The following is a 24,059-nucleotide window of genomic DNA, read 5'->3' as shown; positions in this document are numbered from 1 at the left end:
ATGTGTTTAAAATAAACAATTAAACAAGCAGGTATCAGAAAGTTAAATCAAATCCACTCTTACAGTTTATTGACAATGATGTTATAGCTAGCCTTTGGAGTCTGATTTACTAAACCTGTGATCAAAATACTGTATTTCTTATTTGGAAGAATATTTAGGTTTGATATGCTAACAACTACGGTCGCACCGGATTTTATGGTCAGGTCGTGTTTAGCAGGTGTCAAACTAGTAAACAAGGAGGTCGATTTATAATTTACTCCAGTAACCAAATCAGCTCCGGAGCTAATGGACATGGTCATAGGATTGGAATTTGCAGACAAGTTGATCAACCGAATATAGCCTTTGGTTGTATCCGCAACACTTAAATCATCCTCGTTGATTATAAGCTCGGGTGAACTTAGTGTTCCAATAGCCATCAGTGAATAATTTTTAGCAGATCCAATATTAAAATTGGCATTTACGACAAAAGTATTTGATACATTATCCCGAATTTTAAAATTCTGATTCCCACTATTGATTTCCTGATATTGCGTAATGCCGCCGAAACCAGCAGTAAGAGCTACAATTACGGAATCTTCTACCAAAACGGTACTTAATTTTCCATCTAAAATACCATTTATAAACATAAGTTTGGATGGGCCGGAAGGACCATCGTCTGATGACCCGCAACCAAAAAATGAACAAACAATGGAAAGGATTCCAATTGCAGTAGTAAAAACTGAATTTTTCATAATACTAATAAATTTAGGTTATCAAAAAGATTTCCCTGAAAATAGGGTTAGTGCTTTATAAGAATATTGAAAGAGGGCGATTCGTTCTGTAAATGTACTACAGAAACAAATTAAACGCAAATATTCATTTTATAGTGCATCAAAAAAAAGCTTTTGTAGATTTGGAAAAAATATAGAAATGAGTATTTTTAGAAGGTCTAACGAGCAAAACCAAGTGAGTCAGATGGGATTCGGTAACTCTAGAATTGGAAGCACTTTAATACTGGCTTTGATCATTGCAGGGTTTTCATACTTTAAATACTGTAGCACAAAGACTTACAATGAGTATACCGGCAAATACCAACATGTTGGTATTAGTCCGGAACAAGAAATCGCGCTTGGTTTAAATACAGCTCCGGCAATGATTCAACAACACGGAGGTTTACACCCTGATCAACGAGGACAAGATCTGGTTAAAAGCGTTGGGCGGAAACTGGTACAAAGTACCATAGCTAGTAAAACACCGTATCAATATGATTTTCATTTATTGGCTGATGAAGAGGTTATAAATGCATTTGCGTTGCCAGGAGGACAGGTATTTATAACCGCAGCATTATTTAATAAATTGAAAAATGAAGATCAGCTGGCTGGGGTATTTGGTCATGAAATAGGCCACGTTATTGCACGACACGGTGGTGAGCGGATCACACAGACCGAACTTTTTGAAGGTCTATCGGGTGCTGCAACGGTCGCAACAGGAGATTATGCAACCGGACAAGGTGTTTCTGCTTTACTAAACCAGTTTTTTTCCATGCCTTATGGGAGAGACCAGGAATTGCAATCCGATGAAATTGGTGTGAAACTCATGATGGATTCCGGGTACAATCCAGAAGAATTGATTGGAGTCATGGAAATTTTAAAAGCAGCAGGCGGTCCAAACAGAACCCCGGAGCGATTGAGCACACACCCGGATCCTGAAAATCGGATCGAACGGATTCGCGAAGCCATTCAAAAATACAAGAATCAACCAAATTAAATAAATATTAAATATATTAATTTTTGATTATAAGTTATTTATATATTTATATTAAATTTAATGTGATTTTAGTTTTATTATTTCGAATCCTTTGAAAACAATAGAATAATTGTAAATTTGCACCTCCAATTTCTACTTTGGATCGGTAGTTCAGTTGGTTAGAATGCCGCCCTGTCACGGCGGAGGTCGCGGGTTCGAGTCCCGTCCGGTCCGCAAAAGCTTCACTTATTTGGTGGAGCTTTTTTTTCTATATGCCTTTTTTTGTCTACATCATTGTCAGTTTGCAAAATGGTACTTCTTACAAAGGGTTTTCTCTGAACCCCGTTCTTAGACTTAAGCAACATAATGATGGTCTATCCAAATATACTTCCCAATTTATGCCTTGGAAACTGGTTTATATTGAGCAGTTTTCTTCCAAGTCTGATGCTTTGATTAGGGAAAAAAATTTGAAAAAAGCGACTAATGAAAGGATCTTGGCTTTGATTGATTCTCCTAAAAATATTGTCAAGACTTTTATTCCTTAAATTCTAAATTCCACATTGTTTGTATGCCGCCCTGTCATCCCCACAATCCTGTGGGGACGGGTTCGAGCCCCACAATGCTATGGGGACTGGTTCCCGTCCGGTCCGCAAAAGCTTCACTTATTTGGTGGAGCTTTTTTTCTATATGCCTTTTTTTGTCTACATCATTGTCAGTTTGCAAAATGGTACTTTTTACAAAGGGTTTTCTCTGAACCCCGTTCTTAGACTTAAGCAACATAATGATGGTCTATCCAAATATACTTCCAAATTTATGCCTTGGAAACTGGTTTATATTGAGCAGTTTTCTTCCAAGTCTGATGCTTTGATTAGGGAAAAAAATTTGAAAAAAGCGACTAATGAAAGGATCTTGGCTTTGATTGATTCTCCTAAAAATATTGTCAAGACTTTTATTCCTTAAATTCTAAATTCCTCATTATTTGTATGCCGTCATCCCCACAATCCTGTGGGGACGGGTTCGATCCCCACAATGCTATGGGGACTGGTTCCCGTCCGGTCCGCAAAAGCTTCACTTATTTGGTGGAGCTTTTTTTTTCTATATGCCTTTTTTTGTCTACATCATTGTCAGTTTGCAAAATGGTACTTTTTACAAAGGGTTTTCTCTGAACCCCGTTCTTAGACTTAAGCAACATAATGATGGTCTATCCAAATATACTTCCAAATTTATGCCTTGGAAACTGGTTTATATTGAGCAGTTTTCTTCCAAGTATGATGCTTTGATTAGGGAAAAAAATTTGAAAAAAGCGACTAATGAAAGGATCTTGGCTTTGATTGATTCTCCTAAAAATATTGTCAAGACTTTTATTCCTTAAATTCTAAATTCCTCATTATTTGTATGCCGCCCTGTCATCCCCACAATCCTGTGGGGACGGGTTCGAGTCCCGTCCGGTCCGCAAAAGCTTCACTTATTTGGTGGAGCTTTTTTTTTCTATATGCCTTTTTTTGTCTACATCATTGTCAGTTTGCAAAATGGTACTTTTTACAAAGGGTTTTCTATGAACCCCGTTCTTAGACTTAAGCAACATAATGATGGTCTATCTAAATATACTTCCAAATTTATGCCTTGGAAACTGGTTTATATTGAGCAGTTTTCTTCCAAGTCTGATGCTTTGATTAGGGAAAAAAATTTGAAAAAAGCGACTAATGAAAGGATCTTGGCTTTGATTGATTCTCCTAAAAATATTATCAAAACTTTTATTCCTTAAATTCTAAATTCCTCATTGTTTGTATGCCGCCCTGTCATCCCCACAATCCTGTGGGGACGGGTTCGAGCCCCACAATGCTATGGGGACTGGTTCCCGTCCGGTCCGCAAAAGCTTCACTTATTTGGTGGAGCTTTTTTTTTTCTATATGCCTTTTTTTGTCTACATCATTGTCAGTTTGCAAAATGGTACTTTTTACAAAGGGTTTTCTCTGAACCCCGTTCTTAGACTTAAGCAACATAATGATGGTCTATCCAAATATACTTCCAAATTTATGCCTTGGAAACTGGTTTATATTGAGCAGTTTTCTTCCAAGTCTGATGCTTTGATTAGGGAAAAAAATTTGAAAAAAGCGACTAATGAAAGGATCTTGGCTTTGATTGATTCTCCTAAAAATATTGTCAAGACTTTTATTCCTTAAATTCTAAATTCCTCATTGTTTGTATGCCGCCCTGTCATCCCCACAGGATTGTGGGGACTGGTTCCCGTCCGGTCCGTAACTCGGGTTCCCCCACAGCTTTGTGAGGGTATCTGAAATGCCAAGAAAAAATTCCTTTTTAAATTTTATTGAATACATTTAGCTACAAGAATATTAATCAGAAATTTCTTCTGTTAGTTATTTCATTGAATAATATTACTGCTATTTGAATTCGCTTGATCATTTTTTTTATTTTACAAACATGAACAGGATTCTATTCTTTATTCAGATTCCGCTAACTTACCCAAGCAGATTATTGTAATTGAATTTCTTCAATCTCAATATCAAATCAAAATAGAATAATCCTTTTCAATCTTTCAATGAGTTGATTCATTTTTGATTTGCCTATCCCAAAGCGATCGGGTTCTCTACTTCAAATAGATTTCTTAAATTACTATGGCAAGAATGTAAAAAATCTGGTAAACGATTTTTTAGTTCAAAATTCTCGAATTTACAAATCGACTCTTGTTAAAAATCAGGTTTTTAAGCTAAAATATTAAGAACAAATTACAATTAACTATAATATATACAACTGTATATATTAATTAATTACATGGTGTTTAACAAAAAGTAACCCGATAATAAAATTCTCAGCTGACTTTCCTTTAACTTGGCTTTTAAAACGAAACGGATTGATTACGGCTGAAATGCCATAAAATTTTGATTTTATGATATTTATGGATTTTGAAAAGCCTCTGGAAATACTATTTGGAGATCTGGAAAAGCTGCGGAAAATTGCAAAAGATAGCGACATTGATATGTCCGAAAAAATAAAAGAACTTGAATCAAAAATTTCGGATAAACGCAAAGAAATCTACAGTAATTTAACTGGTTGGCAGCGGGTAAGTCTATCAAGACATCCCAATCGACCCTATACTTTAGACTATATTAAAAACATGTGTTCAAAGTTTATTGAACTTCATGGGGATCGCACAGTAAAGGATGATAAGGCCATCGTTGGAGGACTTGGTAAAATTGATGGGCAAACTGTAATGATCATTGGCCATCAAAAAGGCAATACTACTAAAATGCGCCAATTAAGAAATTTTGGAATGGCCAATCCGGAAGGATATCGCAAAGCATTGCGTCTTATGAAAATGGCGCAAAAATTTAAAATCCCTGTTGTCACTTTAATTGATACTCCAGGTGCTTACCCTGGAATTGAAGCTGAAGAAAGAGGACAAGCAGAAGCCATTGCACGGAATTTGTTTGAAATGGCCCAATTGGAAGTTCCGATTGTTTGTTATATCATTGGAGAAGGCGCATCCGGAGGTGCATTGGGTATTGGAGTTGGTGATCGCGTATTTATGCTTGAAAACACATGGTACACGGTAATTTCACCGGAATCTTGTTCTTCTATTTTATGGCGTAGTTGGAATTTTAAAGAGCAAGCTGCTGAGGCTTTAAAGTTGACCGCAGATCACATGAAAGAATTCGGTTTAATTGATGGCATTATTTATGAACCTATTGGAGGAGCTCACTCAGATCCTGAAAACATGGCGATTACTTTAAAAAATCATTTGCTGAATCAAATTAATGAACTACAACAATTACCTGTTGCATCTTTATTAAGCCAACGAATTGATAAATACAATGCTATGGGTAAATTTATTGAAGAACCCATTAAAACATAATCAAATTTAATTTTACCTTTCTTCGATCCGTTCAGAAACTAAATTTGCCATGAATACAAATTACGAATTTTTACGCGGCACTGGCGTTGCACTGATAACACCGTTTACTAAAACAGGGCATATAGATTATGATTCACTTAATCTTGTAATTAACCATTGTATACATGGAAAGGTGGATTATTTGGTGAGCATGGGCAGTACCGGAGAAGCGGCGACTTTAAGTTTTGATGAACGATTGGAAGTGATCTACCACACGATTAAAATTTGCAATGGCCGCATACCCATCCTTGCTGGAGTTGGTGGGAATAATACTGCAGAATTAATTCGGGAATGCAAACTGCTCAATCCTGAAGGACTTTCAGGAATTTTATCCAGCAGTCCAGCTTACAATAAACCTAGCCAGGAAGGGATTTACAGACATTATATGGAATTGGCGGAACACTCTAATTTACCCATTGTAATCTACAATGTTCCCGGACGAACTGCATCAAATATCAGTCCTGAAACCTGCCTTCGATTGGCATTTGCTTCAGATAAATTTGCAGCAATCAAAGAAGCTTCCGGCGATTTGACACAAGCAACAAAAATTATAAAAGATAAACCGGCTCATTTTCAAGTTCTTTCTGGTGATGATCCTTTGGCCTTGGGTTTAATTGGAATTGGAGGAACCGGTGTGATTTCTGTAATCGCCAATATCTATCCTGGCATGTTTTCAAACATCATCCGATTTGCATTAAATGGTGATTTCACTAAAGCACAGCAATTGAATTTAAAATTATTTGACTTGCATAAATGGCTTTATATCGATGGTAATCCATCAGGAGTTAAGGCAGCTGCATTTCATTTGGGTTTGTGTGAAAATAATTTGAGATTGCCGCTTGTCCCTATGAGTCAAACTAATTTTAATAAGCTTGTAGAAGAATTGAATCGTATTGGAACAGATTCCATTTAATACTTTTAATTAAGCTAACGGCTCTTCAAAAACCCTCTAGACGAGGTCTCTAGATTTTCTAAAATTCGATTTTACTACATCAAATGGCCTCCCTAAAAAAATAGGTTGCCCAAAGGACCTGCGTTTATGGACATTTTATAAACTTAATAATTTCATAATTTAGACTAAACCTTAGACTTACAAATTGCTGGTAGTTTTACGGTTAGATAGCATACACTAACAACCTGTAAAATGAAACTCATTGTAGATAGCACCCGTCATCAGGTAGTTAAGGATGAACAGATTATCCAGGATTTGACCCGAAAGGAATTTCAAATATTGAGTCTTCTGTGTAAAGATCCTGGTCGTGTGTATACCAGAGAACAGATTTATAAACAAATTTGGGACAACCCATTGTTGTCGAATGATCGCACTGTTGATGTACACATAGTACAATTAAGAAAAAAAATTGACAAAAGCTTTATTAAATCAATCAAAGGAGTTGGATATAAAATTATATTGGAAACTCATGATGTTAAATTGATTTGATTCAAATAATAATTTTCAGAGGCTTAAAGACATTACCTCACTAAATGCTTTTGCCGGAGCCTCCTTAAAAATTAGATGACGATTTAAATATTGGTATTCCATTTCATCATATTGATAGATTGACCAGGCTCCATCTTTATATTCCAGGGCAGTTAAATTTTCCACCCAATCTCCGGAATTTAAATAAGTTAATTTTTTATTCACTAAATCAATGCTTTTCATCCTAGGAATATGAATATGACCACAGATGACTACATCTGCATTTCTCGAATGAGCATATTGTGCTGCTGCATCCTCAAAATTTTGTATAAAATTAATTGCTTGTTTTAAACTGGATTTAATTCGATGTGCAAACGATATACGTTCTAATCCCAGTTTAAATCGGACGTTATTTAGAATTGTATTGATCCGAATCAAAGTATCATAACCGATTCCACCTATTTTAGCCAGAAATGGAGAAAATTGCAATGAAAAATCAAAAGCATCTCCATGAAAAAAGAAATGCCGTTTCCCATCCATTTCCAATAACAGTTGGTCTCGAAAATAAATATTCCCGGAATAGAATGGTATAAATTTTCGTATAAACTCATCATGGTTACCAGATAAATAATAAACTTTAGTGCCTTGCATGGCCATTTTCATTATTTCATAAATAACCTGAATATGAATTGGAGGGAAATATTTTTTATTAAACTGCCAACCGTCAATAATATCACCATTTAAAATCAATATTTCTGGTTTAATGGATTGCAAGTAATTTAATAATTCCCGGGCCTGGCAACCAAATGTTCCCAAATGCACATCAGAAATAACAACAATACGAAGTGAACGTTCCATTTATTTTACATTATTAATTTCATTTCCTTCCACGCAATCCAGAACCATTCAAAGCGATGTAAGTATCGTTCGTTCTGTTGTTACTTAATCCCATTTCATTTAACCATGATCTACCTTCAATGTTACAATTACTGCAACTATATAAATCTTCATTTTCGCTGTATAATAAATGATCCAAAGCGGTTGCAACAATATCAACCTGAACAGGGCAGCTTCTGTAATCCTTACTAGTAAAAGGATTACAAGCATCATTCATGTTTCCACAATCAACAGTTTGAACCTTCACTTTTTTAATTCTATCGCTATAGGCTATCCAAACTAATTGCCTTTCGCTCACAGAAAGTCCACCATGTGAAAACAAGTAACCCCCATGATCGGTGGTCAAAAGAATTAACCAATCTTCATTTTCATAATTTGGTCTGCTATTAATAGCTTCAATAAAAGATCCAATTGCCTTATCAATTCGTTCAACAGCATGGACATAAAATGGATTATTTAAACTGAATCCACTGATATGTCCAATACAATCCGCAGCACCGAGATAAATAAAACAAAAATCTAAATCAGTCTGCTTCAACCATTGCGTTCCTTCTCGCTGCGTTCGACCCGTTCTGCCCAACTTTCCTTGAATTAGCTCATCCCATTGCAATTGCTTGCATTGATAAGCCAATTTATCCCATTCCATATACATTCCAAATTTTAAATTTGGATTTATCCATTTACCTAATGTATTGATCATAGGATATTCTTTATAACAAGCTCCATTAAATGTATTATCTAAAACACCATGCTTGTCATGGTAAACACCACATAGTATACTTGACCAGGATGGACCGGAAATGGTTATATCCTGATGCCATGAATTATATGTGCCATAACCATTGTTTGCTAAGTATTTAAGATTAGGCGTATTTGCTTTAAATGCAACATCAGAACGCAGACCATCGATCCCAATCAGCAATACCTTTCTTTCTGCTCCGTATAAACTAAATGTAATACACGAGATTACAATTAAAATAATTAAAAATAAGTCACGCATCGGAATTGGATTATAAGCACAAAATTAGCGTGAGCCAAATGGATTTAAATAAAAACGGGCATTATCGAATTATTATTTATACATTAAAACAATATTAAATATATCCAAGAGAATTATTCCGTTTGTAAATATATTATTAAATTAATATTACTAAAATGTAAACAAATAGAATCGCTACATGATACGCGATGGATTTCAAATCAGGCTTTCTATATTTGAGTTAATATTTTATATATAACATGTCGCAAATAAATAGCCCAATCGTTTATGTTTCGAATAAGGATTGCAAGCGACTCAAAATAAACCAAGATCAGGGCTTAATAATTTGTAACAAATCAATATCTGAAAAAAATTTAAATTGGTTATTGCAAACTATTAAAAGTCAGAATCCTCATCATGATATAAAATTATTTAAACCAGCTAATATTGGATCTGCCGTTGATTCAATTTCTGTGGATACACCTTCCTCAAATCTAGTAACCCCTAATCCAACGATTACTGTTCTTCTACTCGGTACCAATACCAAGGAACAAATCCTTGACTGGCTTAGTATAGTGAATAATGTAAAATCTGAAAATAACAAATTACAACAACTACTGGAATCTAAAACATGCTTCGTAGTTTGCAATTTGATCACAGACCATTCAAAAGTATTTAAACAACTGTTAAAGACTGTGTTTAAATCCAATGAAATATCAAATCCAAAAGAAACGGATTCTATAAAATTCATCTTAAGAGTCAGCCATTCAATTCAATATTCCGAACTTAAATCTATTGTTGGAATTTCTCAACTTAAAAGGTATTTAATTAGCAGACTTAAAATCTTGGAAATTGGAGCGAAAGAAAACAAACTAATTCAATTAAATAAATGGCTTACAGGAAATACCATTCCGCAAGAAATAATTAGCCCAATACCAACAAGCGCATTATCGGATGAAATAAAAAAACTAAAAGTCGAACATTGCATTGCAAAATGGAATGAATTTGAGCTTTATATAATAGATTTTAACAAAGCGCCCAATTGCATGCTTGAAATTGGCAGACTTCGCGAATTGACATTCAGAAATGCCAAAGAAGGCACTGGATTTGTTGTAGACCTGGATTCATATGATCCAATCTATAAACACTTGTTTGTATGGGATTCAATTAAATTGAAAATTGTCGGAGGGTATCGCTTTGCAGAAGGCCACCAAATCATACCAAATTTTGGGAAGAAGGGTTTTTATATTTCAAGTTTGTTTAAAATTAAAACTGAATTTACAGAAACGCTGCTCCAAACCGTCGAACTCGGCAGATCCTTTATCATACCTGAATATCAAAAATCCAATTTCCTGCTATTGCTTATGTGGAAGGCGCTTTATCAATATATATTCAAAGATCCACGAAATCGGTATATCATTGGACCAGTAAGTATAAGCCAGGAATATTCAAAAATAAGCAGGCTGCTCATAATTGATTACCTAAGTAAATTTTATAAGCACAAGGAATTCAGTCCATTTATTAAACCCCGCAAGCCCTATAAATTTGTGAACATTCGGGGGACTGAAAATATTATTATTCGGAATTTTGAACAAGATATTCAAAAATTCGACCAGCTCATTTCAGAAATTCAAGCAGATGCCATTAAACTACCGGTGCTCCTTAGACAATATCTAAAGCAAAATGCAAAAGTACTTGCATTCAATAAAGACCCTAAATTTCAAAATGCACTTGATGCTCTATTAATTTTGGATTATCAGGAAATCAATAAAGAATTCAAACAAATATTAGACAATACACTTCAATCGGATCAAATTACAAAGTAATAATATTATTACCTACTTTGAAAAAATCTCATAATTCTATTTCTAAATAAAAAGAGGATCTAACGATTTAGATCCTCTTCTTATAAAGACTTAGAAGGTCTTAACCAACAAGAACCATTTTATTTAAGAACCTTCAAAATAATATCATATATATAGTAGTAGTAATTAAATATTTGCTCCTAAGCTTGTAAACAATTTTTTAAAATAGTCATGAATACTCAATATGCATGTAGAATTTATTTTAAAAAATTAATTCAATTACTTCTCAAAGATACTGTTGGTGCACAGTTTATTTTCAATTAAAATATTAAGTAATTAATAACGATTTGTAGATTTAATTCTAAATCTGACAATATCCCATCTAATCATTTCATAAATAATTCCAACCAAAAAAAAAAGCCATTTCCGCAACGAAATGGCCTGGTGTAAATATAAACAATGTGTTTACAAAATATTACTTGCTATGAAACCACGAGTTCTTATTAGCTCAAATCAGATTATTGTACAATAAATTTTTGAATTCTACCTTCCAATTTGATCAAGTATATTCCTTGAGGTAATCCATTCACCTTAGCATGGTCTGAATCAAATCCATGTAGTATTAACTTTCCTGAAAGATCAAATATACCAAATGAAAGTACTTCATGTCCAAAATTCAGAATGCCATTTTCTACTGGGTTTGGATATACTGCCTGATATTTTGCTTTTTCAATTTCTTCATGTGTACTAACAAGATTATTCAATACCGGATTGTTATTAAAATTAGCACCTTCACATGCTGGTGAAATCATTGATACTGGACGAAAATCCGGAGTTGTTGAAGAAGCCAATGGATTTATCAATACAGTACCCATTGTAAATGGCACTGGATCTATATTATTTGCTAAGTCTCCTCCACTCTTTACCCAATTTGTCAAGGCATTTAATTTAGGTCCACAACCTGCCCCTCTTGATACCTCTACCAATCCATTTGCTGTTGTATCTCCGGCTGTTGTATATGCTGATGAGGTATTTACAATTAAATTATTTGCAAATGAGATCTGTTTACTTCTCACATCAACTGGTGTATTCGGATTCACCAATGACAGGGCGGATGGATAATTTGTATTCCGAACACAACTATCTCCATCAATCATTAAGAAATTTCTGTAACCCATGAAGATGCTGTTGACGATCCTTAAACTTGAATTTCTTCTGATCCGGGCTCCGCGACGAAATGCTGCCCGGGTCACTGAATTCATGTCTGTATACTTTGCGCCTACCGGAACCGGGCCTACCATCGTATAATTCGAAAATACTCCACTTGTATACGGACCAGATAAATTTGCTGTTCCCGTTGCTTCATTATCACTTTCAAATCCTTCTGATGTTGATGATCCTGATGGCAGCGCGTATGTCAAATCATAATACGATGAATCCCGTACTCCAAGTCCAAATTGACTGATCCCATTATATCCATTATCGGTATCAAAATCGTCATCTGTTCCTTTCCATGCTATCAAATGGCTTGAGTTTACCGAACCACCAAACCATTCAAATGAATCATCATTTGAATAGGATGCCTGTACGTGGTTGATTACTGTTCCTGATCCAACTGCTCCCAAGGTTAATGCATTGATCTCTTTATTGATTTCAAATGCCAATCCTCCAAATTCCAATCTCAGATAACTTATGATACCTGAATTGTCAAGTGGATCTGTTCCTCCAAATCGAGCCAAATTTGCATCAAATGTTACATTGTTAAATCCTTCCATTTGAACGGCATCTGTGCCTGCATTCCATAAATTATGGAAGGCTCTTCCTGCGATCAACAGGCCTCCCCAATCTCCTCGTTCCCGGCTACCTGCTGCTTTTGCTGAACTGATTACAACGGGATTATTTTTATCTCCTGTTATTTCTATTTTGCCTCCACGCTCTACGATGATTGATGCATAATTCTTTGGTGATGCATTCAAATCTGCTATCGCACGGATTATTGTGCCGGCAGGTATAACCAATTTACCACCATTTCTTACTACTACAAATCCTTTAAGTAAATACACTTTTGATGCATCCAAAGTAAGTGTCGTACCTCCGTCAATATTTTTTTCTCCCGGTATTGCCAAACTTGACAACATTCCATTCAATGTGATGGTGTCTGTTGGATCAGGATAATTTGTATTTTTTGGATCAAAGTTGGTCCAACCTGTTGTCCAATCATCGTTTGCTGACATAGCCCCAACAAAATTTGTCGGATTTAAATTGAAACCAGCAATTACCGGATTGTTATTAAAATTAGCACCATTTAATGCCGGTGATAAATTTGACACTGGACGAAAGTCCGGAGTTGTTGAAGCAGCTAATGGATTTATCAATACAGTACCCATCGTAAATGGCACTGGATCTATATTATTTGCTAAGTCTCCTCCACTCTTTACCCAATTTGTCAAGGCATTTAATTTAGGTCCACAACCTGCCCCTCTTGATACCTCTACCAATCCATTTGCTGTTGTATCTCCGGCTGTTGTATATGCTGATGAGGTATTTACAATTAAATTATTTGCAAATGAGATCTGTTTACTTTTTACATCAACTGGTGTATTCGGATTCACCAATGACAGGGCGGTTGGATAATTTGTATTCCGAACACAACTATCTCCATCAATCATTAAGAAATTTCTATAACCCATGAAGATGCTGTTGACGATTCTTAAACTTGAATTTCTTCTGATCCGGGCTCCGCGACGAAATGCTGCCCGGGTCACTGAATTCATGTCTGTATACTTTGCGCCTACCGGAACCGGGCCTACCATCGTATAATTCGAAAATACTCCACTTGTATACGGACCAGATAAATTTGCTGTTCCCGTTGCTTCATTATCACTTTCAAATCCTTCTGATGTTGATGATCCTGATGGCAGCGCGTATGTCAAATCATAATACGATGAATCCCGTACTCCAAGTCCAAATTGACTGATCCCATTATATCCATTATCGGTATCAAAATCGTCATCTGTTCCTTTCCATGCTATCAAATGGCTTGAGTTTACCGAACCGCCAAACCATTCAAATGAATCATCATTTGAATAGGATGCCTGTACGTGGTTGATTACTGTTCCTGATCCAACTGCTCCCAAGGTTAATGCATTGATCTCTTTATTGATTTCAAATGCCAATCCTCCAAATTCCAATCTCAGATAACTTATGATACCTGAATTGTCAAGTGGATCTGTTCCTCCAAATCGAGCCAAATTTGCATCAAATGTTACATTGTTAAATCCTTCCATTTGAACGGCATCTGTGCCTGCATTCCATAAATTATGGAAGGCTCTTCCTGCGATCAACAGGCCTCCCCAATCTCCTCGTTCCCGGCTACCTGCCGCTTTTGCTGAACTGATTACAACAGGATTATTTTTATCTCCTGTTATTTCTATTTTGCCTCCACGCTCTACGATGATTGATGCATAATTCTTTGGTGATGCATTCAAATCTGCTATCGCACGGATTATTGTGCCGGCAGGTATAACCAATTTACCACCATTTCTTACTACTACAAATCCTTTAAGTAAATACACTTTTGATGCATCCAAAGTAAGTGTCGTGCCTCCGTCAATATTCTTTTCTCCCGGTATTGCCAAACTTGACAACATTCCATTCAATGTGATGGTGTCTGTTGGATCAGGATAATTTGTATTTTTTGGATCAAAGTTGGTCCAGCCTGTTGTCCAATCATTTGTTAGGTCCTTTGAGAACGCACCCACATAATCTGTGGAGCTGAGTTTAAAATTACTTTGAGCATTATTGCTATTTACAATAAATATCGACAAAGTAATAATTACAAGTAAATTTAATTTCATGTTGATTAGTTTATTTTAGATTTCAAATAGTTTTATTTTTATTAGTCTTAGATCTGTAAGGACGAAACCAATAATTGCATATATCTTTATTGTGTCTATCAATTTTAAAATGAATAACTAAGGTTTAATGTCGAGCTAAATCCATTGCTAAAAATGAACATCAATCGATCAGAATTAGGCAAATTTGAGGAAGTGTATTTACCATCATTATTTACATCCTGATAATAAATTAAATCTTTATGCAACAAATCCCCTAAAGTCAACTTGATGTTGATATTATTAAATGTTTTACCCACTTGAAAATCCAGCACTGTACGGGGTTCTTCGTAAATATCCTGTCGTGTATTACCATATTTTGGATCGACGCCCACATATGCAATCCGACGTCCTACTCGATTCAGACCAATATTACAAGACCATCCATTATTTGGGTTTTCATACTGAAGTCTCGCATTTATAATATAAGGAGATTGACCTTGCAATGGTCTGTTAGACTTAGCTTGTGATCCATCCTTAAAACTGAGTTCGGAATGAATTATTGAAAAATTGGAATAAACCGCAAAGTCTCTGAATAAATCAGATCTTCCAATAAAGTCCAATTTCTTTTTCAATTCTAACTCAATACCATATATTCTGGATGCTTTTTCATTGTGAAAGGTAAATGTTGTTTGGGCCTGAGTTATATCTAAACTCAGTTCAATAGGATTTTGAATTGATTTATAAAATCCTCCAATTGAAATCAACTGGCCGCCTTGAGGGTAAAATTCATAACGAACATCAAAATTCATTAGATTAGCAATCTTCAAATCATTATTCCCTCTGATCTCTGCATTTTTATCAAATACATAAAAGGCAAAAGGTGCTAGTTCACGAAACTCAGGTCTGTTTACTGAAGAGAAATAACTTGCCCTTATATTCGTTTTTTCATTCAAGGAATAAGTTAGGTTTACTGAAGGCAAAATGGACATTTTCTTAATGTCTGCTATTGGGGTATTTACTTTTTGATTGTCTACATTCAAATCAATATCTTCAAAACGCAAACCATAAATTGCTCTGAATCTATTGAAATAATTCTGATCAACAGAACCATAAAATGCACTTACAAAAGATTTACCTCTATAATATGCAAGGTCGTTTGATGTTTTTTCTATAAGGAATAATTTTGTTGCGTCAATATTCTTCTGGCCCAAATCAATTTCAGGATTTAAAGTGGTCTCATTGGGAGTCCCGCCATAAACAAAACTTCTTCCTTCAAAAGTCCTATGCCTGGTTTGAAAATAATAACCTGTCTTAAATTCAGTTTTAATTTTAGAAGTTCTGATTTTCTTAGTGAGTTCAATTGTACCACTGTATAAATTTTCATCCAGCATGGATGCAAATCGTCCGGTACTAGAATTAAAGAAATCACCTAATGTCAATTGGTATGATGGGAAATCAGGCAATTTGAAATAACTTGCAATTCTGTAATCAGGTATTTCACGGTGAACGTTTGAATAGCTTAAAGATGCATTTACACATAATATACTGTCTCCTATAAGTTGCTTCAAAGAAGCTATGCCATTGTATAAGCTATTATAATTTATAACGTTTGCTGTATTTTGAACCGTTAAAACATCGGTAAAATTTGCAGTACCCGTTCTGTAAATTGAATTATTGTCTGTATTAATGTTCATTAAATTATGAAAATTAATTTGCGTATTCGCCCCTATATAATTCAAATTAAAAATTCCTCCTGTGGTGATATTTCTAAGATAGGATTTATCAGTAAATCCTGATACCTGTCCAGAACCATCATACGAATTGATTTCGTTTCCGGATATTCTGCGTGTATTGGAATAATTTAAAGCAAAAATCACACCCAATTTTTTATAATCATTCAATTGAATTGGAAATCCAATAGAATAGGCTAAACGAGCATTGGGAGTTACATTGATGGAACTGCTGGACCAATCATTATTGAAGTTCTTGGAAATATTACCCAGTCTAATTTTATCTGCATTGCTTGGAAAAGTTGAAGACAACTTTAAAGCACCCTCTTCAAAAGTCGGAATATTGCGCTTTTCACTCAAAAAGTTCAACTTTTCCGATGCATAGGTTTTAAATTGCTTAAAGTCATTAAATGTTGTCAGCGAATGGTATTGGGCACCAACAGATATATTTTGAACCAGTTTATCTGGTACAGATTTGGTATTAATCTTAATTACACCCCCCCCAAAATCACCAATTAACTCAGCAGAACCAGCCTTGACGATCATTAAATTGTCAATTAAATTGGCGGGAACCACGTCAAAGGCAAATGCCTTACGATCAGATTCGGTTGAAGATAATAACGCACCATCCAGATAACCGGCATTGTATCGGTCGTTCATGCCACGGATAATTGCAAAACGACCTTCCTGAATAGAAGCACCGGTAACTCGTTTGAGTATATCCCCCACAGTACGGTCCGGGGTTTTTCGAATTTCGGATGCTGTTATTCCACTGGCTATTAGAGCTGCTTTTCTTAGTTCAATGTTCATGGCAACATCACTTGATTTTTCAAGTGTAGCCGATACAACGACTTCATTTAATGAAAGCGCTTTTGCCTCTTCCATTGCAAAATCAAGGTGAATTACTTCATCTGATTTGGTTTCAATCTTGATGATTCCAGGTTCATAACCAATATATCGGATATTAACCGTATAAGTGCCAGGTTCAACTGCCAGTTTAAAATTTCCTTCAATATCTGTTACTGCACCTTTTGTAGTTCCTTCTAAAATTATTGTTGCTCCAATCAATGCTTCACCATTGGTTTTATCAATAATTTTTCCAGAAATAATGCTGAGGTTTTGAGATATTGAAAAGGAAGTCAACATCGGGAATAAAAAAACCAAAAGAAAATTGCTTCTCTTGTAGTTTAGGTTCATTTGCGTTAATTTCATTGCGTTTATATTTACGCTGCAAAGTTACCGCTGACAATCTCAAATGAATTCAATGTAATATTAAGTTAATATTAAATATAGCTTATTTGTGAAGTTATTTTAAAGATTTCTAAGAAATAAATAAAAGAGTAGCTAAAACAAAACGGGAAAATAATCTAATTGAATTTGCAAAATAAAATAATCAAATATTTTCTTACGCATAAAATCAAATTGAAACAAAATCTATATTCAAAAAATCAAAAAATCCATGAAAGCCCCATATTTCAGGCCTTTTGGTACCTATAGTTTTTAATAATTTGAACTCTTAAACATTATAAATAAATTAATCATTCAAATAAATTATAAAAACAGCCACCTGAGCAAACAGGTAGCTGCTGTAAAAAAGTGTTGAAATGATTCTTTATAAGATATTAATTTTTCTAAATTAATATGTAGAAAAAATAATAATTAAATTCATTGAATATACTCTGTTTGAAATACTTTTAAAATAATATTGAAACATGCAATTCTCTACACTAACAAAAATAGTTCGTTGCTTACTTGCATTGTTATTTGTTTGATTCATAAAATTTGTAGAAATACAAATTTTTTAATCTTAACCAATCCGCCTGTTTAAGTATTATTGTTTACTATTGTAAATTTTAGGGTTTTAAAAATAACAATAAAACAACAATAGATATTTCAACATTTTCTTTAAACGTATACAATACAAAATTACAACAGGCGTGACTCCAAATCCATTAAGCCTATATTATCCTTATTTGATCTTTATGTTAAGTAAATGTGTGTTTATTGTGATTTTAAAATTAGGGGAAACACAAATCATAGCATACAAATCCTAAAACAAAATCCTATTATAAACCAGCTTATACAGGGTTGAAATTTGAAACAAACGTGTTAAAAGCCTGTGTTTCAATTTGCTGATTATCATTAAATTTTTTATATTTGCTAAGCCGACCCTGATAATTCCCATGATGAATATTCAGCAAATTCAAATGGATTTTCTTTGTAATCGCAGCTTTAACACCCTGCTATTTGTCCTTTTTAGTCATTTTTTTAGCCTAAGCCAACAAGTCAAGTTGCTTGTTTATGACCCCGTAAATGCCCAGCTTTGTCAAACCGCAGAAGCGGGTAGCCAATTGATAAATACGGGCACCATTGATATTAGCAATGCGACTTTGTGGCTTGAATTACCCACCGGAATAGAATATGTTCCCGGAAGTGTACAAGGTGCCAGTGAACTTAATATATCCCAATTAAATCGGGTTCAATTTCGAGTTGATTTATTGAAAGCTTTGGATAGTCTGAAAATTCAATTGAGCCTTTACTTTAAATGCAGCCTTTTAGATCAAATCAATCAATCCATAAGCTTTAGTAATCAATGGGCTTTATACAGTTTGATAAGCGCAGATTCTGCGAGTTCATTGCAACCCTATAAAATAGCAACTCCATTTTTGGTAATTCAAGACGTTTCCCCCATTAGCACTCCCACAGGATCAAAACTGCAGCGAAACATTCAAATCACAAACAGTCGGTTAGGTTCATTGGAATCCTTTTTCTTTGAAGATCACCACAATCCAATCAGGGTTTATTCTACAAACGGTAAAACAATTCTTGAAACAGATCAATTATTAAAACTAGAATTAACGAAAACAGATTTTACCCAAATTGGAGATCGGGATAGTTTATTTGAACGGGATGAAACGATTATAATAACAGAACAAATAGAACAAAACTCCTGCGAAGTTGAAATAATCCAATCGAAATTTAATGCATACTGGACCTGTTTTCAAGACAGCTGCCAGAAATATGAAGAGTTTAGTTTTATCGATTTTTTCGAACCTACCCAATTAGCTAAACTAGAATTTTCCAGCAATACAAATTATCCAAGCTGCATCTGCACAGATAAAGGTGCTGTTCAAGAATTAACGATTCGTAATACAGGAATGCAAGTTGCAGATAGCATTCATATTATTTTAAGAACTAATTTAAATCCAAGTCCACAAAATCCATTTGGAATATTGAGGAATAGTCTTAAAATGAGCGGTGCATCAACGATCCTTGATACTCAATTTATGGAACAAGTAAATTTATCCACTTGTCAAACTTCAGATGGCTATGCCTATGTTCATTTAAGAATGGCATCGCTTTTACCCGGTCAGGAAGCTAAAATTGAATTTAATTACATGACCTGCCTTGCTTGTCAGATTGAGTCTAATATGTTTTGGTATTTTTCATATGAATATGAATCGCGTTGTGTGCAAAACAGCAAACAAATTAGCGTCAACAATACACGAGAAATTATTAACCCATCAAGAAATTTCACTACAGACTATACCATCAAGGATGCATTTGGTGAATTGTCTGAGAACAAGAATTATTTAATTCAAAGCAAATTCAAATTCGCTAAAAATATAAGCAATCAATACCTGATTCTCAATTTTGCACTCCCATGCCCAATCCGGCTTGCAGACACAAGTTTCCTTTTAAATGGGAAAGCACCTGTAAGTAAACAAATACTGGATGACTCAAGTCTGGTAATCCAATTAACCTATGCACCTCCTTTTAATTCAGATCTCCTCCATGAATTTCCTATTTATTTAGATTGCGACTTTTTATGCAAGACTAAAAATCAAAATTTTTTCAATACACTCTTTCTTTCTTCTTGTCCCAATCAACAACAGTTAATTACAAGTCTTGCTGCTAAAATTTGCATATTTGCCCAACTCAGTTGTCCGGATCGTGAATTCGATTGCGGTCCATGCAACACCGCTGTTTATAATTTTGATGTTCAATGCAAAAAAATTCCCGCACACAAAGACAGTATTTTTGCCTATTTGGATGGAAGCATTAAAACATATCGGAAAAATTATGGCTCTGCAGATTCTGATAATGATCGTATGTTTGAAACAGGTCCATTGGATCTAAGCAAGGTAGCAACCAAGCGATTTATAACCGGAGATACCATTGTGCATGAATATTTTACCAGGGTAGTTAAAGATCAATCAAAATATAATTACGACTCCATTGTATTTCTGGTAAGTTCGAATTTAAGTTATGATACGGTATTTACTGAACTGGAAATAACAGACAGTTCGACACAGATTATTTACAAATGTTCCTATCCACTCTTTACAAATTATCAACAACCTGGAGGAATCCCCAACTGTGAATATACGGTTGCTTCCCGAACGGGTTATGGACGAGGTATCATGATTCCAATAACCCCGGAACTTCTTAATACTTATGGAGCCAATTTACCAAATGGGTTTAGATTCGAACAAGGCGATCAAATCCATGCGGTAATCGTTGGACGAATTGCAAATTTTGTCGGTGAACGAATTTTAAGTATACCGATCAATTACCGGGCTTTTTTTATTGACAGAGCGCATTTAACAGTGGATCCCTTTTCCTGCATGCATGAAATTGATACCATTATTCAAGCAAGCCTGGGGATTTCCTTTAATCAAAACTCCACTAATTTATTGATATGTAATAATTACATAGAATTATCCAGGGCAAGCATTAAAGGAACTAAGGAGCTCAATAATTTTTTTCCATATGAATTCAGACCCTTTTATGGCTTAGATTCATTCCGCATTCAAATCAACAATAACAATATTATTGTTGATAGCATTCGACTGGAATTCTTTTATTCAGACTCAAGCGGCAATCAACTCCTTTTTGATAAATATTTTTTAGCCAGAAAACGGGGTGCTTTTTGGGAAATTCCGCCCGATACCTTAGCATCCTACCGATTTGATGAAGCGTATACCATCAGAATAACTCCATATGCACATGTTACGGATTGTAAAACTTTTCGAGATGGATCCAATACGCTGATTTCAAGTTATTTTATCAATGGAATTCAACAAACAAAATTTTATGATATAAATAGCATCTCAAGATTTTATGAAAAAATACTATACTCCAGTGCTAATAATTTAGAAATTTATAATGGCAATGAGCAATTCAGTTTTTCATCAAAAATACTATTTGGATCTTCAGGAAAAATTTCAGCAAGCGCACTTATTAATAATTTAAAACTTCCTGGCGGATTTGACTTTAAAATTATATCAAAAAACAATTCATTAAAAAATATTCGTTTACAAATTAATCCAAAAGGTCAAATTGACTCAATTGATAATATGCATTTCAGGTTGAGTGATTTGAAACCATTACAAAATTACCAATTGAATATTCTGGCGGATTTCCAGGCTTGCGAAACAGACAGCTTAATTCTCTTGAGTCGTTGGTTTTGTGAAGCTCAGGATATCCAAGTCCAAGATACTTGCAATTTGGATACGTTTATTTTTATATTACTACCAGATCTACCGGAACTCGAACTCGATCTGAATCAATTGCAAAAAGAAGTGCTGCTATGTGACACACTACCTGAAATTGAACTGGAACTTTATAATGCGGATAAGGGTGCAGCTTATGATATTTTATTGAATTATACCCTTCCTCCCGGTATTGAGCTTGCGGAGGCTTTATACAGTTATCCAAAAGGAAGTCCATTTAAACCATTGCCCGCAGCAGTTATGATTTCCCCGGGTCTGTTCAGATGGACTTTCGCAAATTTCATCCCTCTAATCGAGTCCAATGGTTTGGCAGGTATAACTGAAACTCCTAATAACAGTATTTTAGTAAAAATAAAACTATTGACAAGTTGCCAATCTGTCGTAAACGGATTTCCTGAATTTGAGTTTAAGGGATTTGATGCTTGCAAAAGACCCACCAATTCCATTTTAAAAACGGGTCAATTGATTAAAATCAGTGGACTTGAAATTCCCTTGAAATATTCTGTAAATTTCAGAGCAGATTCCCTAGTGAATTGTGTTGATGAATTTCCAGTTTACGTGAATCTTATCCGAAATGGCATAACGAATCCTGGCGATAGCATAATGATTGTGATACCTGAAGCCTTGGAATATGTAATAAATTCTTTGATTCCCATTAAAAATTTCAATCAACAAAATCCAATTATTATTCAAGAAAATGGATTTACTGTATTGCATTTAAAAATTCCGGAAAACATTGCAGCCCGAGACAGCATTCAGTTCGTATTTAAATTGAAAGGATTGTCTAAATTGCAATGTCAGGAATTTCAGATTCAATTAATTTGCTTTCGGAATGTAGAAACTAAGTGTAAATCCAATCAAGAACTTTGTCCTGTTTTCATTGAGTCTGGAATGAATAAACAAAACTTTAAACTGGAAGCCCCTTCTATTGATCTGGATAGTTTGCATATTTACAATTCTACCGATAGTCTGATCCAATTGCTCAGACTTTCTTTTACTTTAAAAAATGTCCAGTTGATACAAGAAAACAAGATATGCTTCAAACTCTATGCAGATTTAAATTCAAATCAAATAATTGACTCTACCGATAAGGGCTACTTTGTGTTTTGTTTTGATAGAGCCTATTTCAAGAGCGATTCGAGCTATTTGTTTGATAGCATCCCATTTGAATCCGGCATTCGAAATTGCGACTACTTATTAGTTACACAAAATTGCCTGTGCCGTTCAGATACTCTTGCTGTCCATATCAACCAAACAAGCGAAGCATATTATTCCTATTCAATATGCGCTGGCGATAGCATCCAACTTGGAATATTGCCAAATTCTGCTGCACAGTATCGATGGACAAAAGGAACAACAAATTGTGACAGTTGCAGTCAATTTGTATTCCACTCAAATATAAATTTAAGCCAGGATTCTACTTTAGAATGGAGTTTGCTAGAGTCCTTTCCTAATCAATGCAACCGAATCATTCATTATAAACTTAACTTAAGGAAACTTCCAGAAAATAAAGTCTATTACTATGAGGCATGCCCAGGAGAATTTATTACTCTGGATGCCGGCAACAGAAAAAATTATAAATGGGAAGGTACATCCATTTCTGATGAGCGAGCTTATCAGCAACTCCTGCCTATTTGGAAGGATGAACGCATTTTACTTCATTATAAAGATGAATTTTCTTGCTCTGGAACAGACACTTTTTATTTAAAAGTATTGGAAGATACCAATACGATCCGATTTATAGGTGACAGCATTTTGTTTTCGGGCAAGGCTGCAACATTTTGTGTTGAAGGAGGTATTAAATATCAATGGGAATCCAATGAATTTATTGATTGTCCTAATTGTCCTTGTATCACAATTATCCCAAAAAATGATTTTAGCTTAAAAGTCACTGTAATCGATCGTTTCAATTGTCCTCATGTTTTTCAATTTAATATTAAAGTTGTATTTCCTGATTGCGATTCGAGCACTGTGTTTATTCCAAACGCATTTTCACCCAATGAAGATGGACACAATGATATACTTTATGTCAGAGGCAACAATATCAATAAGATTCATTTAATTATTTACAATCGTTGGGGAGAAAAAGTTTTTGAGTCCAACCAATTGAATGTAGGTTGGGACGGAACTTACAAAAGCAAGAAATTAAGTCCGGATGTCTTTGCTTATTATCTTGAAGTCCTTTGCATAGGAGGCAGAAACTATTCAAAAAAAGGAAATATCAGTTTATTAAAATGA

The 24,059-nt window shown here is 34.7% G+C and carries 16 protein-coding genes and 1 tRNA gene; 12 read left to right on the top strand and 5 right to left on the bottom strand.

Going from position 1 to position 24,059, the window contains the following annotated elements; genetic code table 11:
- Positions 1 to 59 precede the first annotated feature (59 nt).
- Positions 60 to 731 carry a DUF4397 domain-containing protein gene (locus IPJ80_09145; protein MBK7913649.1) on the bottom strand — a complete coding sequence of 224 codons (672 nt, stop codon included), beginning with the start codon at positions 729 to 731 and terminating at the stop codon, positions 60 to 62.
- Positions 732 to 954: 223 nt separating this feature from the next.
- On the opposite strand from IPJ80_09145, the gene IPJ80_09140 reads away from it, so the two are divergent.
- The 10 genes from IPJ80_09140 (at position 955) to IPJ80_09095 (ending at position 7,079) form a co-directional block, all read left to right on the top strand.
- A complete protein-coding gene (locus IPJ80_09140) occupies positions 955 to 1,746 on the top strand; it encodes a M48 family metallopeptidase (protein MBK7913648.1) in 792 nt (263 codons plus the stop codon).
- Between the two features lie 139 nt (positions 1,747 to 1,885).
- Positions 1,886 to 1,959: transfer RNA gene (locus IPJ80_09135), tRNA-Asp, on the top strand.
- A 38-nt stretch (positions 1,960 to 1,997) separates the two neighbouring features.
- A complete protein-coding gene (locus tag IPJ80_09130) occupies positions 1,998 to 2,270 on the top strand; it encodes a GIY-YIG nuclease family protein (GenBank protein MBK7913647.1) in 273 nt (90 codons plus the stop codon).
- 142 nt (positions 2,271 to 2,412) lie between these two features.
- Positions 2,413 to 2,685, top strand: coding sequence for a GIY-YIG nuclease family protein (locus IPJ80_09125; protein MBK7913646.1), 273 nt, complete (start codon positions 2,413 to 2,415; stop codon positions 2,683 to 2,685).
- 19 nt (positions 2,686 to 2,704) lie between these two features.
- Positions 2,705 to 3,097 (top strand): GIY-YIG nuclease family protein, encoded by a 393-nt coding sequence (locus IPJ80_09120; protein MBK7913645.1) that lies wholly within the window; start codon positions 2,705 to 2,707, stop codon positions 3,095 to 3,097.
- 120 nt (positions 3,098 to 3,217) lie between these two features.
- On the top strand, positions 3,218 to 3,490 hold the full coding sequence (locus tag IPJ80_09115) for a GIY-YIG nuclease family protein (GenBank protein MBK7913644.1): 273 nt from the start codon (positions 3,218 to 3,220) through the stop codon (positions 3,488 to 3,490).
- Between the two features lie 145 nt (positions 3,491 to 3,635).
- Positions 3,636 to 3,908 (top strand): GIY-YIG nuclease family protein, encoded by a 273-nt coding sequence (locus tag IPJ80_09110; GenBank protein MBK7913643.1) that lies wholly within the window; start codon positions 3,636 to 3,638, stop codon positions 3,906 to 3,908.
- A 725-nt stretch (positions 3,909 to 4,633) separates the two neighbouring features.
- Positions 4,634 to 5,599 (top strand): acetyl-CoA carboxylase carboxyltransferase subunit alpha, encoded by a 966-nt coding sequence (locus IPJ80_09105; GenBank protein ID MBK7913642.1) that lies wholly within the window; start codon positions 4,634 to 4,636, stop codon positions 5,597 to 5,599.
- A 49-nt stretch (positions 5,600 to 5,648) separates the two neighbouring features.
- A complete protein-coding gene (locus IPJ80_09100; GenBank protein MBK7913641.1) occupies positions 5,649 to 6,551 on the top strand; it encodes a 4-hydroxy-tetrahydrodipicolinate synthase in 903 nt (300 codons plus the stop codon).
- A 231-nt stretch (positions 6,552 to 6,782) separates the two neighbouring features.
- Positions 6,783 to 7,079 carry a winged helix-turn-helix transcriptional regulator gene (locus IPJ80_09095; protein MBK7913640.1) on the top strand — a complete coding sequence of 99 codons (297 nt, stop codon included), beginning with the start codon at positions 6,783 to 6,785 and terminating at the stop codon, positions 7,077 to 7,079.
- Positions 7,080 to 7,094: 15 nt separating this feature from the next.
- Here the strand turns inward: IPJ80_09095 and IPJ80_09090 are convergent, their stop codons facing one another.
- Both IPJ80_09090 and IPJ80_09085 read right to left on the bottom strand, forming a co-directional pair.
- Positions 7,095 to 7,916 carry a UDP-2,3-diacylglucosamine diphosphatase gene (locus IPJ80_09090; GenBank protein ID MBK7913639.1) on the bottom strand — a complete coding sequence of 274 codons (822 nt, stop codon included), beginning with the start codon at positions 7,914 to 7,916 and terminating at the stop codon, positions 7,095 to 7,097.
- A gap of 19 nt (positions 7,917 to 7,935) precedes the next feature.
- Complete coding sequence (locus tag IPJ80_09085) at positions 7,936 to 8,955, bottom strand: alkaline phosphatase (protein ID MBK7913638.1); 1,020 nt, start codon at positions 8,953 to 8,955, stop codon at positions 7,936 to 7,938.
- Between the two features lie 365 nt (positions 8,956 to 9,320).
- Here IPJ80_09085 and IPJ80_09080 point away from each other — a divergent pair, with 365 nt between their 5' ends.
- Positions 9,321 to 10,760: a GNAT family N-acetyltransferase gene (locus tag IPJ80_09080; protein MBK7913637.1), complete on the top strand. Its 1,440-nt coding sequence runs from the start codon at positions 9,321 to 9,323 to the stop codon at positions 10,758 to 10,760.
- 497 nt (positions 10,761 to 11,257) lie between these two features.
- On the opposite strand, the gene IPJ80_09075 is transcribed toward IPJ80_09080, so the two are convergent.
- Both IPJ80_09075 and IPJ80_09070 read right to left on the bottom strand, forming a co-directional pair.
- Positions 11,258 to 14,596, bottom strand: coding sequence for a T9SS type A sorting domain-containing protein (locus IPJ80_09075; GenBank protein MBK7913636.1), 3,339 nt, complete (start codon positions 14,594 to 14,596; stop codon positions 11,258 to 11,260).
- Positions 14,597 to 14,700: 104 nt separating this feature from the next.
- Positions 14,701 to 17,517 carry a TonB-dependent receptor gene (locus IPJ80_09070; GenBank protein MBK7913635.1) on the bottom strand — a complete coding sequence of 939 codons (2,817 nt, stop codon included), beginning with the start codon at positions 17,515 to 17,517 and terminating at the stop codon, positions 14,701 to 14,703.
- Positions 17,518 to 20,729: 3,212 nt separating this feature from the next.
- Between IPJ80_09070 and IPJ80_09065 the strand changes: the two genes are divergently transcribed.
- Positions 20,730 to 24,059 carry a gliding motility-associated C-terminal domain-containing protein gene (locus IPJ80_09065; protein MBK7913634.1) on the top strand — a complete coding sequence of 1,110 codons (3,330 nt, stop codon included), beginning with the start codon at positions 20,730 to 20,732 and terminating at the stop codon, positions 24,057 to 24,059.

Source organism: Saprospiraceae bacterium (assembly GCA_016714025.1).
Taxonomy (GTDB): domain Bacteria; phylum Bacteroidota; class Bacteroidia; order Chitinophagales; family Saprospiraceae; genus Vicinibacter.
Note: the sequence above shows the minus strand (reverse complement) of the source record. Positions and strands in the feature narration are given on the sequence as shown.